The organism is Micromonospora sp. LH3U1 (assembly GCF_028475105.1).
In the GTDB taxonomy this organism is placed as follows: domain Bacteria; phylum Actinomycetota; class Actinomycetes; order Mycobacteriales; family Micromonosporaceae; genus Micromonospora.
In genome coordinates this window covers 1989926-2004915 of record NZ_CP116936.1, presented here as the reverse complement: position 1 = coordinate 2004915, position 14990 = coordinate 1989926, and the positions used below count along the sequence as shown (strand labels likewise).

Here is a 14990-nt window from a genome sequence, read left to right as displayed (position 1 = left end):
ACGTGGCGGGCACGTCGGTCACCGCATCCCGGCCGCCCGCGATGGCCGCCGCGCGGTTGTCCGGCGTGACAGTACGGCCCGGCCCGTGCGTGTCGACTGACGAGGCGGCGACGTCGGCGCCCGCGAAGCTCGTCTTCGGCTGCGGCGTCGCGGTCAGGTCGCCGTGCCCGGAGATGGTGAGGTCGACACTGCCGGGACGGGACGGCACGGGCGTGAGCGGCGAGACCTGCCCCAGGTCCATGCTGCCGCGGCCGCCCGCCGACGCGACCGGGGGGACCTCGCCACCAGTGGAGACCCGCGGCGGCACCCGGTCCAGGTTGGCGCCGCGATCGAGGTTGGCAACTGGCGGGGTGTCGGCTCCCGACACCGTGGGCGGCCGACTTGCGACGGTGCCGGGAGGGGCGGTCTGCACCTCGAAGGTGCCGGCCTTCCCCGGACCGGGTGGCGCGCTGATGGCCTTGCCGGTGGTGGCGCCACCGGGCGCGGCGGCGGTGGTCTGCGGCATCGGCGTCGCCGGGGTGGTGATGGTCTCTCCGGTGCGGGGGGCGGCCTGCGGGTTGGCGTGCTCGACCGTACGCCCGGCGCTGCCCACCGAACCTGCGCCGGAGTGGACCCGCTGGTCCCCCACGCCGGTGACGGGGGCGCCGCGGCCGGCGCCGGGGATGACCGGCGGGGCGATGTTGGTAGCGCTCGCGCCAACCCCGTCGATGCTCACCGCGGTGCTGTCCACGGTGGTGTTCGGGTACGGCTTCGGCCCGGTGACCAGCGTGCCGTTCGTGGACACGTCGGTGCTGGAGCCGCCCTTGGGTGTGGGTGCGGGATTGGGGATCGGACCGGGCTTGGCGCCGGCGCCCGGGCCCTTGACCGGCACGTTGTTGACGCCCCGGATGGAGAAGAGACCGCCCATGACACCGGCGATGACGGTGCTGATCGCGATGCTGGCGGTGTACTCGGCGGGCACGCCCATGATGCTGGAGACCACTGCCGTCGTGCCGAACTCCATGGCGACCTGCAGCGAGCCCCAGACAAGCATGCCGATGGCGACGTCGATGACCGCGGTGACGATCTTGCCGAGGACCTGGCTCATGGCGGAGAGCAGGCCGGCCAGCAGGCGGCCGAGGGCCGCGAGCATGGGGCCGAGGACAGCGCCGAGACCCATGGTCAGGATGCCCAGAATGGCCAGCACGATCTCGATGATCGTACGGGCCTTCTCCTTGTCGATCTGCTCCTGAACCTTGTCCGCGTACTCGTCGAGGAACTTCGCGAACTCGTGTGCCGCCTCCTTCATCTTGCGCAGCTTGACGTCGACGATGTTCGTCGCGATGTCCGCGGACAGGCTGGCGAACCCGGTCCACTTGACGTCGTTGTAGGCGGCCAGCACGTTGTCGCCGAGGGTTTCCAGACAGTCGCCCTCCGCCCGCCAGTCCTTGGCGAGCTGGCGCAGCGCCGCGGGATCCGGACGTCCGTCCTTCGAATCGCCCACGGATCAGCTCTGCTCCGGCTTGTGCCACGGGTAGGGGTTGGCGGAGTAGTCCGCCTTGATCGGGTCGAGGGTGGTGTCCTCGCTCGGCGGCGGCGCGCTCTCACCAGTGCTTTCAGCCTCCTGCCGCATCTGGGCGCAGAAGGCGTCCCACATGTCGGTGACGGAGTGCTCGGCGTTGTTGTAGTTCGCCGCTGCGACGACGACCCCGGAGCGCACCTTGTCGAGCAGGCCCGGCGTCTCGACGGTCTGCCCGTCGGCGCTCGGCACGCCGAACAGCCGCTCCTGGATGTCCTTGAGCCGGGCGTTGAACTCGTCAGCGGCCTCGGCGCTGTCGCCGATCCAGCCGAGCTTGAGGCTCTCCCAGGTCTTGCCGACGGCGTCCCAGTGCTCGACGAGGTTGGTCATGACGACCTTCATGTGCTGCGCGGCGTACCGGTGCATCGTCTGCGGTGACACGTTGATCTCGGTCGACGTCAGGTTGTAATCGGCCAACTCGTCACCCCTGCTGCGTCCTGGTCCACCCCGTCGCCGAGACGCTAGCCGCGCATGCGGCCAGTCTTCGAGGCCCCACTTCAGGGACGTTGAACCTGTCCGCACCCGCGCGCAACAGTGCGGTATGGAAACCAACGCCGTGCCCGTCGATCTCACGCAGACCTGGCAGGAGGCCCGCAGCGTCGACGGCAAGGACTCCTCGATCGTCTTCACGCCGCCGAAGTCGGACGGAAAGGGCGGCTACGTCGACTCGGAAGGCAATCCGGTCGACCAGTACGGCCGCGACATCCCGCAGTCCGACGGTAAGGGTGGATGGGTCAACAGCGACGGCAAGCCCGTCACCGAGGAGGGCGCGCCGCTGCCGGCCGCCGACGGCTCGGTACCCGAGCCTGACCTCAGCGACTGGCAGGTCAGCACCGGCGATCTCCACGACGCCGAGAACAGAATCCTCAAGCTGACGCAGACCGAGATCGACGAGTTCGAGAAGTTCCGCGACAGCGTCATGCAGCGGGCCAGTTGGATCTTCTACGCCCCGAGCTATGCGGCCACTCAGGTCTCCAAGCACGCCGGTGACCCCATCGGGGGCAACCACTACGCCGCGTGGTCCCCCGGCCCGGACGAGTACTACGCGAGCGTCAAGGACCCGCACCCCGAGCAGACCGAGCAGATCCAGTACAACCAGTACCAGCTGCTACAGGGCGTCGGTGGCGTGCTCGAGCTGGTCGGCCAGTACGTCGCCAAGCTCAACAACACCGCCCAGATCTACGCCGCGGCCGACATCAACTCCGCACCGCCCACGGACTGACCCGCTCGGCAGCACTTTTCTGCCCCCGGCGTGAACCGCGACCCGACATCGTCCGTCTTAGGGCGGCCGCGCGACAGCGCGGGCGTAGCCGAGTCGAAGGAGCCCGGGGTGTTCGAAGTCGCCGTCGTGTCGGAGCAGCCCGTTTCCCTGGCCGGCCTGGAGAAGCTCGCGTCCGACGCCGCCGACATGCGCGTCACCGCCGCCGTCGCGACGGTCGAGGAGCTCCTGGAGATGGCTGGGCTATACGACGTCGTGGTCCTGGACCTGCCGGAGTACGCCGACGCCGCGGAGATCTCCCTGGCCGCGTCGCTGGGCTCGCCGCTGGTCAGCGCCGGCTGGCGGCGCACCGGCCTGTTGACAGCGGTACGCGCCGGAGCACGCGGCTGCGTTGGCCACCGCACCGAGCAGCGGGACATCCGCGAGGCGTTGCACGTCATCGCGGGCGGCGGGTTCTACGTCTGCCCCCGGCTGGTCGGCCGCTTCCAGGAGGAGCTGGCCCGCGGCGGTGGCGAGGAGCCGAGTGGCCTGGCGCCACGCGAGATCGAGACGCTGCGCTTGATCGCCTCCGGCTTCACGCACGCGCAGATCGCCACCCGTATGGGGCTGTCACCGGCGACCGTCAACACGTACGCCAAGCGGATTCGCGCGAAGCTCAACGTCAGCAACAAGGCCGAGTTGACGCGTGCCGCGATCGAGCTGGGCCATTACCAACAGAAGCAGCCCCTGAGCCGGGCCGCCGCCTGAGGTCCGCCAGAACGGCTCTGTTGCATTGGGGGACGGCATCACCGAGCGGCTCTGACCAGCGTTGAGACACGCCTTAAGTGCGGGTCGGGCTGCAGCACCGTGCCCGCTTCGAGGCCATGATCGTGCCGGACCTGAATCACCCGGACCGCCCGTCAGTCGTCGAGCTACCTGATCGCGGGGGGTTCTGCCGGTCAGGGGTAAGTGCTGCCGTCAGTCCTCGGGGTGTCCGTCGTAGGCGCGGAGCTTGTACTCGGTGGTCTCCAGCGCGAGGCTGAGTTCGCGCAGGTATCGCCGGATGCGGTCGCGCTGCTCGATCATTATTCGCCGCCGTTCGGGGATGGTGCTCGCGCCCTACTCGAGGAGCCCGATGTAGCGGTTGAGATCCTGCATGGTCATCCCGGACAGGCGCATCCGGGCGAGGAAGACAAGGCGTCGCAAGTCGGCGGTGGAGTACTCGCGGTGGCCCGAGGAGTTGCGGGCGGGGAGCACGAGGCCTCGCTGTTCGTAGTAGCGAAGGGTGTGCGTGGAGAGGCCGACGAAGTCGGCGGCTTCGGCGACGCTCTTCGGCGCCGCCGACGCGTCGATCGTGGAGTTGTCCAGAAGCCCGTGGACCGCATCGATCACCGACGTGGAGGGATCGTCGACGGTGGTAAGGATGCGTTTGACCAGCGCTTCAGTTGCCATGGGTGACATGGTAGGGCGGTTAGAACGCACGGACGGCCGGGGGCATGCCGGGGAAGTCCGTTGACCTGCTCACCGCAGCCCATCGCTGGAGGTCGTCCAGCGCGCGCTGGTAGACGCGCGTGAGGTTGCTGACCGCCTCCGCCCCGAGAGGCAGCCGCAGTGGCGCATCCGCGGCTTCGAGCACGTCGCGGATCGCGGCGGCGGCGCTGTCGGGGTCGCCTTCCTGGATGCCGTCGGCCCCGGTCATGTTCTCACGCACCGCACCGATCACCTCGTCGTACGCCGCGTGCTGTCGCGCGGCGCGGAGCACGCCGGATGCGTTGAACTCGGTGCGGAAGCGGCTCGGTTCCACGATCAACACCCTGATACCGAACGGCGCGACCTCACTTGCGAGGGCTTCGGACCAGCCCTCCAATGCGAACTTGCCGGCCGAGTAGCTGCCGACAGCGGCGAATGACATCCGTCCGCCCTGGCTGCTCATCTGCACGATCGCGCCCGAGCGGTTGTCCCGCATGTGCGGGAGCGCTGCTCGCACGTAGGCGGCCGGGCCCAACAAGTGCTGTTCGAGCATGTCCCGCAGCTCGCCATCGGTGACCTCTTCGGCAGCCCCGACCTGGCCGGCACCGGCGTTGTTGACGAGCACGTCGATGCGCCCGAAGGTGTCGATCGCGCGCTGCACGACCCCGGCAGCCGCTTCGGTGTCTCGCACGTCGTGTTCGACCGCGATCAATCGATCTCCATAGCGCGCTTTCAGCGCATCGAACCGATCCACTCGCCGCGCCGTCCCGAGCACCTGCTCGCCCCCCTGCAGAGCAGCCTCGGTCAGCGCTAGGCCGAGGCCCGAGCTCGCCCCGGTGATGATCCATGTCTTGGTTCCACTTGCCGTGTTCATGACCCGGACGTTACGGATTCGAGCGCGCTCGAAGGCAAGCCAAAACTTAGCCACTCAACCTCGCGAGAGCTCACCGTAAACAACCAGCCTTACGCGCGATCGACACCGCGAGTGTTCGGTCGCTGCGCTACGAACTGGCGGTAACCCGGGCCATCGGCCGGCATCCGCCCGCAGTCCTGTGGCCGGCAGGCCAGCATCGGCCGGGAAGAACTGGCCCACGAAGCCTGGCTTACCGGGGCCGCCGGAGCCGTGATCTCACTCCGCGCTGGTACTCGCCCGCCGAGGTCGCCGTCCTTCTTGGCTTTGGCATGTCCAAGGTCAAGATGAAGATCGCTACCGGCGAGCTGCGCTCTATCAAGGACGGCAAGTACCGTCGCATCCTCCCCGAATGGGTCGACGACTACGTCCGCGAGCAGGTCGAGCGTCAGGAGGCTGCCTGATGTCCGGACGTGCACGAGCCAACGGCGAAGGCTCCATCTTCCCCTACCGCAACGGCTTCGCCGCGTACGTCTGGGTCACCAAGCCCGACGGTCGACGTGACCGCAAGTACGTCTACGGCAAGACCCGCGAGACCGTCCACGACAAGTGGATCGAACTTCATGAGCAGGCCAAGGCCGGGCCGGTGGCGACCAGCGTTCCGACGGTTGGCAGCTTCCTCACCTACTGGCTGTCGGAGATCACCGGGCCGAACCGCACGCCGTTGACCTATGCGACCTACGAGGCGTTCGTCCGCCGCTAGATTGCTCCCGGCCTCGGGTCGAAGCGGCTGGACCGGCTCCAGTCACGGGACGTGTAGACCTGGATCAACCAGGTGGCCCGCACCCGCATCGCTGTGCCCAGGGCAAGGACGCCGCCCGAACGACATGCCCCTCGACCCGACGCAGGTGAGGTTGGGATTATCGAAGACCGGTCGGATCGCATCAGAAGGTCTCACTTACGAGGTGTCCCTTCTGGGCAGTGGGGCGTTGACGACGCAATCGACATCCTGCCTGCTCAGGAGCGGCATTCTCGTTATATGCCAAGCGCACCGCAGCGGTCAGCACCGGTGGATCAGGGCTCAGCTAGCGAGAATTCCGAAGAGCCCGGCGCCGGCTGACGGCCGATGGTTCCCAGTAGCGCGAGTTTGCTCTCGGACTCGCTGCCAGGTTCGGCGGTGTATATCATGATCCGCAGGTCATGGCGTTGGGTGCTAAGAATGTCGCAATCCAAGTCAAGGGTCCCGACCTCCGAATGAACAACCCTTCTGATGGTCGGGCCGTGTTCGTCGATCTCATGACGCAACCAGAGTTCACGAAACTGTGTGCTTGTTTCATTCAGCCGGACGACGAGTTGTTGTAGCTGGGGATCGTCGGGGTAACGCCCCGCACTGCGGCGCAGGTCGGCGACCAGGGAGGCGTCGAGGGTTTCGGCGCTCCCGGGGCCGTGCAGGTGGCAGTCGGAAGGGCTGGTGAAGTGCAGCCACAACAGGTTGCGGTCAGCTTCGCGCACCGGGGAGGGGTCACCTGGCAACGCCGCCCATAAGGAATTCCAGAGCAGAAGGTTCCACATCGCGTCGAAGACGGCCACGGGGCGTTCGCTGGTGCGCTCCACCAGTCGGCGAATACTCGCGGGCACTATCTGGCTAATTCGTCCGCCGCCGGTGGCGTGCCCGGCAAGACGGAACAAGTGTTCCTGTTCGGTGTCGCTGAGCTGCAACGCCCGGGCGATCGAGACACACACCTGCGCTGAAGGTGCGGAGGAGCGTCCCTGCTCCAGGCGCACGATGTAGTCGACGGACACAGACGCCAGCACGGCGAGCTCTTCGCGGCGCAGTCCTTTGGTCCGCCGGGAGGCGGCCGCCGGCATACCTGCCATCTGCGGTGAGAGACGTTCCCGCCACACCCGCAGAATCGCTGCCAGCTCTCCTGATGCACTCATCAAGCCCATTGTCGCAGTCGACGGATGGAAGCGACTGGTACTCCCGCTCACAGGATGTTCCGCCCCTGGTCCCAGCCGAACGAGCGCCCTACGTTCGTGGAGCATGACCACCAGGTCGAACTGCCGGTCCCCGAGGCCGAGATCCAAGACCGGGCCCGCACTCCTTGGCGGAAACCCAGCGGGCGAGGCGCTCAGCAGGTCCGTGCTGGACACAGTCTGAAGAGCAACGTCATCGCTTCCGACTGCACCAACTGGTTCGGCGAGAGCGAATCGAACCTGGTTGCCATGTGTGCCATCCCACTACCAGAAGGAACCCAATCATGATTGCCGTAACCGGAGCCGCAGGCCAGCTCGGACACCAGGTCATCAACCACCTGCTCCTCCAGGGAGTACCCGCCGGTCAGATTGTTGCCGTCGACCTAGAGTCCGCCAAGGCAGCAGCGATGGCCACCCTGGGAGTTGATGTCCGATTCGCGGACTACGACCAGCCCGAGACCCTGCGGCCAGCCTTCGCGGGCGCTGACAAGGTTCTGCTGGTGTCCGCTCCCACAGGTCCAGATGCCACGCGTACTCGGCAGCACCAGGCGGTGATCGACGCGGCAATCGAGTCCGGAGTAGGCCTCCTCGCCTACACATCAGTGACTCACGCCCCCACCAACACCATGGGATTGGCACCCGTCCACCGGGTCACCGAGCAGGCCATCGCCGCATCCGGACTGCCCGCTGCCATCCTGCGGAACGGCTGGTACGCCGAGAATCACACGGCCGCACTCCGCAATGCCATCAATAGCGGCACCCTCGTCGGCAGCGCGGGCAATGGCCGGATGGCCGCGGCAAGCCGAGCGGACCTTGCCGAAGCCGCAGCCATCATCTTGACCCGCGACGATCAGGCCGGGAAGGTCTATGACCTCACCGGCGATACCGCCTGGACCCTCTCCGAACTCGCAGCCGAGGCAGCAGCGCAGTCGGGCACACCGCTCACCTACACCGACCTTCCCGCCGAGCAGTACCGACAGGTCCTGCAGCAGGCAGGATTGCCCGAACCCGTGGTAGAGCTCATCGTCGACGCTGATGTCGCGATCTCTCACGGCACCTTGGACTACATCACGAGCGACTTGTCCACCCTCCTGGGTCGACCCACCACTCCCATGTCCTCCAACGTCGCATCGGCTCTGCAGGCCTAGCCGCTCTTCGGAGTTCTCGGACGGTGAACATCGCGGAATTGAGGGGTTTACTGGCCAGGTGCGCGACTCGGACCTACGCCAGGCCGTCGCGGCCCCTGCTGTCCGCCGAACCCGCCTCAGCCGGGCAGGTAGCAGCGAAGAGAACCGATGCGCAGCGACTGGACCGCTCTGCCGGAGAGTGTCACGGCAGGGATCGCCGGACGGGTCGGCGGAAACTTCGACGTCACCCCGGCTTCCAGTGGCAACCACGCCGAGATCGCCTGGGCGGTGACCGGACCCGCCGGGTGGATCTTCGTCAAGGCGGCCTCCGGCGAGTTGAGCGTTCGGTCGCTGCAGTACGAACTGGCGGCAACCCAGACCATCGACCGGCACCCGCCGCAGTCCTGTGGCAGTTCGAATCCGATGGCTGGCTGGTGGTGGGGACCGAGCATCTTGCCGGTCCCCACCCCGACCTGTCACCCGGCAGCACGGACCTCGATCTACTCCTAGCCACACTGCCAACACTTCGAGAGATGCCAGCGCCCGGCGAGACGTGGTTCACCCCAGCAGCCCACTCTGACCTGCGGCAACGTGGAGCCGCAGGCAGGGGTGGGTGCAGTTGAGGCGTTCGATGCCGGTGGACGCAGTTCAACGCCGTTCAGGACACCCGGTTGCTCCCACCCTGCTCCCCCGATCCCGGGGCGGTGGCCCTGGCGTCGCCCAGGCGGCCTTGGGGCTCCGCTTCGGCACGTCTTCATCGAGCAGTGCGAGGCCGACGTTTAGTCAACGCGACCGGGGCGCCGAGGCTCAGCGCGCACGGTCGGCGGCAGATGCGGTAACGAACTCACGGGCCCGGGCGGTCAACATCGGTGCCATACCGCGCAACCATGGTGCGGACGGCTTCGTCCACAACCGCGGTCGTGCGGGCAGGGGTCACCGTCCAGTCCGGGAGCACCAGACTCGGCCAGAACAGATAGTTGGAGATCATCCCGAGGAACTGCGTAGCGGCCATCTCCGGATCAGCGATGTCCGCAGCCCCCGCGTCGCGCTCGGTCAAGAGGTAGATCCGGACGGACTCGAAGTATGGCAGTTTGCCGCGTGAGAAATGCGCCTTGGCCAGTTCGGGAAAGCGTGGCAGTTCGGCGATGACGATGCGGAACAGGTCCGTCATCTCCGGCTGGCTCAACAGCGTCGCGTAGCGCCGGCCGAGCACCGTCAGGCCGGCCGTCAGGTCACCGGCGGGCGGCACGTCTGCGACGTCGTTCTCGGCCCACGAGTCGATGACGATGGCATCGAACAATGCCGCCTTAGTCGGGAACTGCTTGAAAAGCGTCGCTTTCGACACCCCGGCGCTCTCGGCAACACGCGCTAGTGATGCCCGGTCGTAGCCCAACTCGAGGAAAAGCTCAGTAGCGGCTTGCACGATGAGCGCGCGCTTCTCCTGCGCCACGCGCTGGTGATAAGCCGACGGCGCTGGGGTCATACGCCCATCATAGCGAGGTGAGTGGGTTGACTCACTACTCCCGGCGGCGTAGCTTCGGCGTGGTGAGTCGCGCGACTCACCACCCGGTTCTACGGGTTGTCGTCCCTCGTACGTACTCGGAGGATCAGATGCGCCGCTTCGCCAATCAGAGCGTTCTCGTGACTGGCGGCACCGGTGGGCAGGGAGCCAGCCACGTTCGCGCCTTGCACGCCGAGGGCGCCAACGTCGTCATCGGCGACATCGATGCCGAGCGCGGCGCCGGCCTCGCTGCCGAGCTGGGAGGCGGGGCGCGTTTCGTCCGCCTCGACGTCTCCCAGGAGGAGTCGTGGGCCGCCGCCATCGCGGAGACCGAGAAGGCCTTCGGTGCGCTCACTGTCCTGGTCAACAACGCCGGGGTGCAGAACCCGCCGGCCCTCATCGAGTCCACCGACCGGGCTACGTGGGCTCGCATCCTCGACATCAATCTCACCGGCACCTTCCTCGGCATCAAGGCGGCCGCACCGGCGCTGCGGCGCGCGGGGGGAGGAGTAATCGTCAACATCGCCTCCACCATGGGCATCGGCGGCACTGCCTTCTACGCGCCCTATGTCGCCAGCAAGTGGGCGGTCCGAGGGCTCACTCAGACCGCTGCCCTTGAGTTGGGCCGCGACAACATCCGCGTCAATGCCATCCACCCCGGCGTTGTCGCCACCCCGTTCATCACCGAGCCGGCGGCCGGCAGCGCCGCCCCGATCGCCGACTTCTACTCGCCCGAGCCGTTCGCCGTCCCGCGACTGGGGCAGCCCGCCGACATCACTGCGCTGCTGTTGTTCCTCATTTCGCCGCACGCGGCCTTCATCACCGGCGCCGAGTATGTCATCGACGGCGGACTGCTCCTCGGCCCCGCTTTACAGAAAGAAGCCGCATGAAATTTGCAGACCAGCGTGGTGAGCGCGGCGCGCCTGATCCACTTGCGCACCTGCCGCCCGAGATCAGGCGCGCCATCGAGATCACACCCGCGGCCGGAACCCGCGAACGAATCGTGGACATCACCACCACCGGGCGGCGTACCGGACGATCCCACCGCATTGAAATCTTCTTCTATCGCGCCAACGGCGCAACCTATCTTTGCAGCGGAGCGGGCGGAGGCGCGACCGGCTGGTACGCGAACCTTCAGGCCGACCCGATTGGAGGACTGGGCCGCCAGCAGGCTGATGCGAATCGACTTCGACTGAGCCGCCCCGCATGCGGTGAGGCAGCGCCGCACTGTCGTCGGCCCTGAGCGGTCAATGGCGCTGTTCAGCCTGGCTCAGACGATTCAAAGATCGCCGGTGACGGTGTAGAAGCTGCTTTCGCGTCCGAATGCCTGTAACCAGCGGGCAGCGTCACTCACCCCGGCAGATCCGCCCAACCCGGCAGCAGCCAGCTGGGCCGGTTTCCAGCCGGAGGCCAGCAGCTCCGTCCACTGGCGGCCGTCGAGGGTCAACACTCGCAGCGCAGGGAACGTCGCGATCACGTCGATGTCCGACACCGCGGCCCCCGAGAGATCTAGACGGACCAGGTTCGGCAGGGTGGCCAGCTCGGCGACCGGCGTCGGCTCGTCGTTGCCGCTCAAGGTGAGGTCAATGAGGCTCGGCGGCAGCGCGCCAAGTTCCCATCGGGCCGCCTCCACGTGCAGGCGCTCGATCTGCAGCACGGCGGCACGAGTCAGGTCGACGCGTGGGACCTTTCCACGTATCACTAAAGATCGAAGGTTGGTGAAGGGCTCGAACTCAGCCAAGGAGACCGGGGCTTCCGTGCGGAGCACAACGCCCTGCGCCGTCACCGGCAGGTCTGCGGTCTTGTCCGCCCTGATCTCGGGGTCGGGCGGTGAGGGGCGCTCGTTGTCAAGAGTCGCGATCGCGCGGCGGAGCAGGTCGGTGACCGAGGCGGCGACGTATTCGACCGGCGCCCACACGTCTCGCCCGTGCGTGACCACCTGACCGATGCGGCCCAGCGGTCCCGGATCGAGATCGACGGCCGCGAAGTTCATGCCGTAGTCGCGGGCGAACGTCACCCAGCCGTTGCTCGAGGACACGCGCCGCACATGCCCGGCCGGCATGCAGTCGAAGATCATCGCGTCGTCGAACGGACCGTCGTGGTAACCGGGGTAGTTCTTCCGGTTCCACTCGACGAGCACGTCCAAGGGTGCGAGAACGAACGGGTCGAGCAGTCCCGACTCGCCGCTGTCGTCATGGATCAGCCGGTAGAGGGCCCGCAGATCCTCCGGCAGCCGTAGCCCGAGGTGCTGTTCGGCGGCGAGGATCTCCTGCTCGGAGTAGCCGGTTGCGTACCCCTGCGAATGATGCCGTGCGGTGAACTCGCCGACCAGCCGCTCGACCTCGGCAAGGACCGCCGGATCGGTGACGCCGGTATCGGTGGTGCCAGGTTCACGGGCTGGCGGCAGTTCATGTCCGGGCAGACGGTAGTCCTCGTCGAGGACGATCCGGGCCGGCAACGACGGTACGTCCCGCGACCAGTGGATTGTGTAGGGCCCGCTCGGATCACCGATCATCTCGACGACCAGTCCCCCACCGGCAACCCCGGGCAGCGCCGCCTTGGCATTGTTGAGGTCCAGGTTGTTCCAGCGGCCGAGCAACGCCGGTTCACCGGCCATGGTGTAGGTCTGACTCTGACTGCCATGCCGGTGCACGGTGGTTAGCTGGTAGCCGGGCTCCGTCAGGCCCGCCACGAACGCCTTACCCAGATGGTGCAGAACCTCGTCGATCTGGGTCACGCCGGGATTATGTCAGCTGCGCGCGACCAAGATCGTGGCGCCCATGCAGGTAGGCACGGACAGATGCGTTCACGCCCAAGGGCCGCGCGCCAACCGCCCCAACCCATCCAAACTCAGGCAAGTCACCCTGCGGGTGCTGCTCACGCAGCTCGTCGAGGGCAGCGCACGCGACGGTCTCACGAGCGGCGATGAGATCGAGGATGGTGGTCGTTTTCAACGCTGTTCACCGCCAGGACGGCGTGCTGGTGCCGGTCAGCCAGCGGATCAGGTTGGCCGCCGAGGCCCACCGGGTGCGCGACACCGACGACTTCGGCCGGCTTTCGTACTCACGGGTCAGGCGCCGGTGCAGCATCAACGTGCCGTTGACCTGCTCGACTACCCACCGCTTCGCGACCGGCACGAACCCGGGCTTGGTGTCGGAGCGCTTGACCACCTCGACGCCGACACCGAGCAGGGCGCCGTGGATGCCCAAGTCGTGCTTGAACCCCGGCGTCCACCCAGGCCCGGGTGACCGTCGGGGTGTGTTCGACGACCTTGTCCAGCAGGCGGACGCCGATCACGGTGTCGGTGACGCTCGCGGCGGTCACCACCACCGCGATGATCAACCCGAGCGCGTCGACGGCCGTGCCGGTTGAACACGTTGATCGTGACGAATCGGGGGTGAACCCGCTTAATTCCGAAGATCCCTTTCCCATACCGGCTCACCGGCCTGGCTGCGGGTGCGGGTGCGGGTCGTCGAGCACATCGGCCGCCGGTGGCATACATGACCGCCGGCACGAGGTTGTGTCCAAAAACACATTGGTGCCTGTGTATGCAGGTCGCACTGATTCGATCTCTCTCGGTAGCTCCTCGCGTACTTACGGCACATGGAATGGCATAGATGCAGAACGATTCCTTCGGTACCTTCACCTCTCGATGGCAGCCGTCGCCGAGCGGCATGAAGACGGCTTCGAGAGCACCGGAAACGGTTGCTGAACAGGGGGAGTCAGCCGGATGGATTCGTCAAGCAAAATCCGTTGTCCGAGAAGCCTGAGACGCCTGGGGGCCGCCGCACTGGCTGCGGCCGTCGCAACAATCGCCTTACTCACCGCTCCCGCGGGCGCTCCCGCCGGGGCGAACCCCTCGCCGGCTCGGATCAGCGGCTCCGATCTGAGCACCAGCAGTGCGCCTGCCCCGGTGCGGCTGCCGGGCGACAAAGCGGTGCGCAACTACACGCCCACACAGTTGAAGTCGTTCGATCGCACCGGCGGAGACCCCGAGGTGCTGGCGTACTGGACGCCGGAACGGATGAAGGCAGCCAAGCCGCTGGATGCCCCCGGAGATGCGGAATGGGTCGAGAACAAGGCCCGCGCCGTGGCCAGCAAGACGGCCGCCGTCGCGGCGAAGCCGGTGGCCGCCCAGATCTCGCAGAGCGTGACCAACGCCCCGCCACCGGTGACGAACTTCTCGATCACCAATGGCAAGTTGTTCATCGGTGGCTACGAGAGTGGCTCGTGGTGCTCGGCGTCAGCAATCAACACCTCGTCCAAGCGGGTGCTGATCACCGCCGGTCACTGTGTCCATGACGGACAGGGCGGCACCTGGCTGCAGAACCTCGTCTTCGTGCCGGGATACAACGCCTTCAACACCGACCACGACCCGGTCGGCCGCTTCCAGGCGTACTGGCTGCGGACCTTCAACGAGTGGATCAACAACAGCAACCTCAACCGGGACGTCGGCTTCGTGACCACCTACTCCGGCGGCGACTGGAACACGACAGTCGTCAACACCATCGGCGGGCACGGCCTGGTCTACAACGGTGGCACCGAGTTCGACACGTCGATCTTCGGATATCCGAGCAACCGTGACGGCGGCAACGTCATGTGGGCTTGCTGGGGCACTGCCACCGACAACAGCATCTTGGACAACAAATCCAAAATCACCTGCAACTTCGGAGGTGGCTCCTCGGGCGGACCGTGGACCTGGAACTACGACAACGCCAGCGGACTCGGCTCGGTCCGCTCGGTCATGTCCACGGTGAACAGCGAAGGCGTCAACAAGGGGCCATACTTCGACCAGGCTGTCGTCGACGCGATGAACGCCGCCAACGCTGATTGGTAAGTTGAACCGATGAGAATGCGGCCACCACTTCCACTGGCTGCCTGGCTGCTGGCTGTGGTGGCCGCACTGAGCGCCTGCGGCTCCGCAGCCGAGCCCGGCAGCGACACGTCAGGCGTCCGAGCGCCGACCGGACCGACACGGCCGGAAGCGTTGCCGACCCGGAGCGACCTAATCGACGCGCAGGTTGTTCAGTGGCGCGATTGGCGCAGTGTCGACGATCGAACCCTCGAGGTCACCGTGACGGCCGGACCCGCCACCTGTTACGGCGCCGAGCCGGAAGTGACAGAGAGTGAAACGGCGGTGCGCCTCCGGATCCGCGTCGGACTGCTACCCGAGGCGGCCGGCAAGGAGTGCCCAGCAATCGCCAAGGAGTCGGTGGTCCCGGTGCGACTCACCTCCGCCCTGGGCAACCGCAAGGTCGAACCTCTGAGCTGACGCCAGCTCGGCAGGCGACCAGCCGTCGCCGGCCGAG

16 protein-coding genes and 3 pseudogenes are annotated in these 14990 nt (G+C 67.0%); 11 read left to right on the top strand and 8 right to left on the bottom strand.

Annotated features, from left to right (window positions below):
* Window positions 1-368: 368 nt before the first annotated feature.
* Window positions 369-1232: a hypothetical protein gene (locus PCA76_RS09315; protein WP_272616647.1), complete on the top strand. Its 864-nt coding sequence runs from the start codon at window positions 369-371 to the stop codon at window positions 1230-1232.
* Here the strand turns inward: PCA76_RS09315 and PCA76_RS32805 are convergent.
* Together PCA76_RS32805 and PCA76_RS09310 are read right to left on the bottom strand one after the other, a co-directional pair.
* Window positions 1184-1483 (bottom strand): annotated as a pseudogene (locus tag PCA76_RS32805) (WXG100-like domain-containing protein); the annotation flags it as partial. The gene PCA76_RS09315 and the pseudogene PCA76_RS32805 overlap by 49 nt on opposite strands.
* 3 nt (window positions 1484-1486) lie before the next feature.
* Window positions 1487-1975, bottom strand: a complete 489-nt coding sequence (locus tag PCA76_RS09310) for a hypothetical protein (protein WP_272616646.1) — start codon at window positions 1973-1975, stop codon at window positions 1487-1489.
* A gap of 139 nt (window positions 1976-2114) precedes the next feature.
* On the opposite strand from PCA76_RS09310, the gene PCA76_RS09305 reads away from it, so the two are divergent.
* The gene (locus PCA76_RS09305; protein WP_272616645.1) at window positions 2115-2780 is read left to right on the top strand and encodes a hypothetical protein; all 666 of its coding nucleotides are present in this window, start codon (window positions 2115-2117) and stop codon (window positions 2778-2780) included.
* Between the two features lie 108 nt (window positions 2781-2888).
* Entirely contained in the window at window positions 2889-3524 is a 636-nt protein-coding gene (locus PCA76_RS09300; RefSeq protein ID WP_272616644.1) for a response regulator transcription factor, read from the top strand.
* Window positions 3525-3875: 351 nt separating this feature from the next.
* On the opposite strand, the gene PCA76_RS09295 is transcribed toward PCA76_RS09300, so the two are convergent.
* Together PCA76_RS09295 and PCA76_RS09290 are read right to left on the bottom strand one after the other, a co-directional pair.
* Entirely contained in the window at window positions 3876-4208 is a 333-nt protein-coding gene (locus PCA76_RS09295; protein ID WP_272616643.1) for a MerR family transcriptional regulator, read from the bottom strand.
* Between the two features lie 19 nt (window positions 4209-4227).
* The gene (locus tag PCA76_RS09290; protein WP_272616642.1) at window positions 4228-5100 is read right to left on the bottom strand and encodes an SDR family NAD(P)-dependent oxidoreductase; all 873 of its coding nucleotides are present in this window, start codon (window positions 5098-5100) and stop codon (window positions 4228-4230) included.
* A gap of 224 nt (window positions 5101-5324) precedes the next feature.
* On the opposite strand from PCA76_RS09290, the gene PCA76_RS09285 reads away from it, so the two are divergent.
* Window positions 5325-5540 (top strand): excisionase family DNA-binding protein, encoded by a 216-nt coding sequence (locus tag PCA76_RS09285; protein WP_272619268.1) that lies wholly within the window; start codon window positions 5325-5327, stop codon window positions 5538-5540.
* Window positions 5540-5958 (top strand): annotated as a pseudogene (locus PCA76_RS09280) (site-specific integrase); the annotation flags it as partial. The gene PCA76_RS09285 and the pseudogene PCA76_RS09280, both read left to right, overlap by 1 nt.
* Before the next feature lie 192 nt (window positions 5959-6150).
* Here the strand turns inward: PCA76_RS09280 and PCA76_RS09275 are convergent.
* Window positions 6151-7017: a helix-turn-helix transcriptional regulator gene (locus PCA76_RS09275; RefSeq protein ID WP_272616640.1), complete on the bottom strand. Its 867-nt coding sequence runs from the start codon at window positions 7015-7017 to the stop codon at window positions 6151-6153.
* Window positions 7018-7337: 320 nt separating this feature from the next.
* Between PCA76_RS09275 and PCA76_RS09270 the strand changes: the two genes are divergently transcribed.
* Both PCA76_RS09270 and PCA76_RS09265 read left to right on the top strand, forming a co-directional pair.
* Window positions 7338-8201 carry an SDR family oxidoreductase gene (locus PCA76_RS09270; protein ID WP_272616639.1) on the top strand — a complete coding sequence of 288 codons (864 nt, stop codon included), beginning with the start codon at window positions 7338-7340 and terminating at the stop codon, window positions 8199-8201.
* Between the two features lie 147 nt (window positions 8202-8348).
* Window positions 8349-8690 carry a hypothetical protein gene (locus PCA76_RS09265; protein WP_336298055.1) on the top strand — a complete coding sequence of 114 codons (342 nt, stop codon included), beginning with the start codon at window positions 8349-8351 and terminating at the stop codon, window positions 8688-8690.
* 334 nt (window positions 8691-9024) lie between these two features.
* Here PCA76_RS09265 and PCA76_RS09260 read toward each other — a convergent pair whose 3' ends face one another.
* Entirely contained in the window at window positions 9025-9630 is a 606-nt protein-coding gene (locus PCA76_RS09260) for a TetR/AcrR family transcriptional regulator (protein WP_272616638.1), read from the bottom strand.
* Between the two features lie 161 nt (window positions 9631-9791).
* Here PCA76_RS09260 and PCA76_RS09255 point away from each other — a divergent pair, with 161 nt between their 5' ends.
* Both PCA76_RS09255 and PCA76_RS09250 read left to right on the top strand, forming a co-directional pair.
* Window positions 9792-10571 (top strand): SDR family NAD(P)-dependent oxidoreductase, encoded by a 780-nt coding sequence (locus PCA76_RS09255; RefSeq protein WP_272616637.1) that lies wholly within the window; start codon window positions 9792-9794, stop codon window positions 10569-10571.
* Window positions 10568-10924: a nitroreductase/quinone reductase family protein gene (locus tag PCA76_RS09250; RefSeq protein WP_272616636.1), complete on the top strand. Its 357-nt coding sequence runs from the start codon at window positions 10568-10570 to the stop codon at window positions 10922-10924. Before PCA76_RS09255 ends, PCA76_RS09250 begins: the two co-directional genes overlap by 4 nt.
* A gap of 36 nt (window positions 10925-10960) precedes the next feature.
* Here PCA76_RS09250 and PCA76_RS09245 read toward each other — a convergent pair whose 3' ends face one another.
* Together PCA76_RS09245 and PCA76_RS32630 are read right to left on the bottom strand one after the other, a co-directional pair.
* The gene (locus PCA76_RS09245) at window positions 10961-12418 is read right to left on the bottom strand and encodes an SMI1/KNR4 family protein (protein WP_272616635.1); all 1458 of its coding nucleotides are present in this window, start codon (window positions 12416-12418) and stop codon (window positions 10961-10963) included.
* Window positions 12419-12641: 223 nt separating this feature from the next.
* Window positions 12642-13047: pseudogene (locus tag PCA76_RS32630) on the bottom strand (transposase); the annotation flags it as partial.
* A gap of 547 nt (window positions 13048-13594) precedes the next feature.
* Here PCA76_RS32630 and PCA76_RS09235 point away from each other — a divergent pair.
* Both PCA76_RS09235 and PCA76_RS09230 read left to right on the top strand, forming a co-directional pair.
* Window positions 13595-14518: a trypsin-like serine peptidase gene (locus tag PCA76_RS09235; RefSeq protein WP_272616633.1), complete on the top strand. Its 924-nt coding sequence runs from the start codon at window positions 13595-13597 to the stop codon at window positions 14516-14518.
* A gap of 279 nt (window positions 14519-14797) precedes the next feature.
* On the top strand, window positions 14798-14953 hold the full coding sequence (locus PCA76_RS09230; RefSeq protein WP_244200224.1) for a hypothetical protein: 156 nt from the start codon (window positions 14798-14800) through the stop codon (window positions 14951-14953).
* Window positions 14954-14990 lie beyond the last annotated feature (37 nt).

What these genes read in the sequence shown, in the direction of transcription:
- PCA76_RS09265 (WP_336298055.1), top strand. Translation starts at nt 8,349, where the DNA reads ATGCGCAGCGACTGGACCGCTCTGCCGGAGAGTGTCACGGCAGGGATC.
- PCA76_RS09255 (WP_272616637.1), top strand. Translation starts at nt 9,792, where the DNA reads ATGCGCCGCTTCGCCAATCAGAGCGTTCTCGTGACTGGCGGCACCGGT.
- PCA76_RS09270 (WP_272616639.1), top strand. Translation starts at nt 7,338, where the DNA reads ATGATTGCCGTAACCGGAGCCGCAGGCCAGCTCGGACACCAGGTCATC.
- PCA76_RS09275 (WP_272616640.1), bottom strand. Translation starts at nt 7,017, where the DNA reads ATGAGTGCATCAGGAGAGCTGGCAGCGATTCTGCGGGTGTGGCGGGAA.
- PCA76_RS09295 (WP_272616643.1), bottom strand. Translation starts at nt 4,208, where the DNA reads ATGGCAACTGAAGCGCTGGTCAAACGCATCCTTACCACCGTCGACGAT.
- PCA76_RS09290 (WP_272616642.1), bottom strand. Translation starts at nt 5,100, where the DNA reads ATGAACACGGCAAGTGGAACCAAGACATGGATCATCACCGGGGCGAGC.
- PCA76_RS09250 (WP_272616636.1), top strand. Translation starts at nt 10,568, where the DNA reads ATGAAATTTGCAGACCAGCGTGGTGAGCGCGGCGCGCCTGATCCACTT.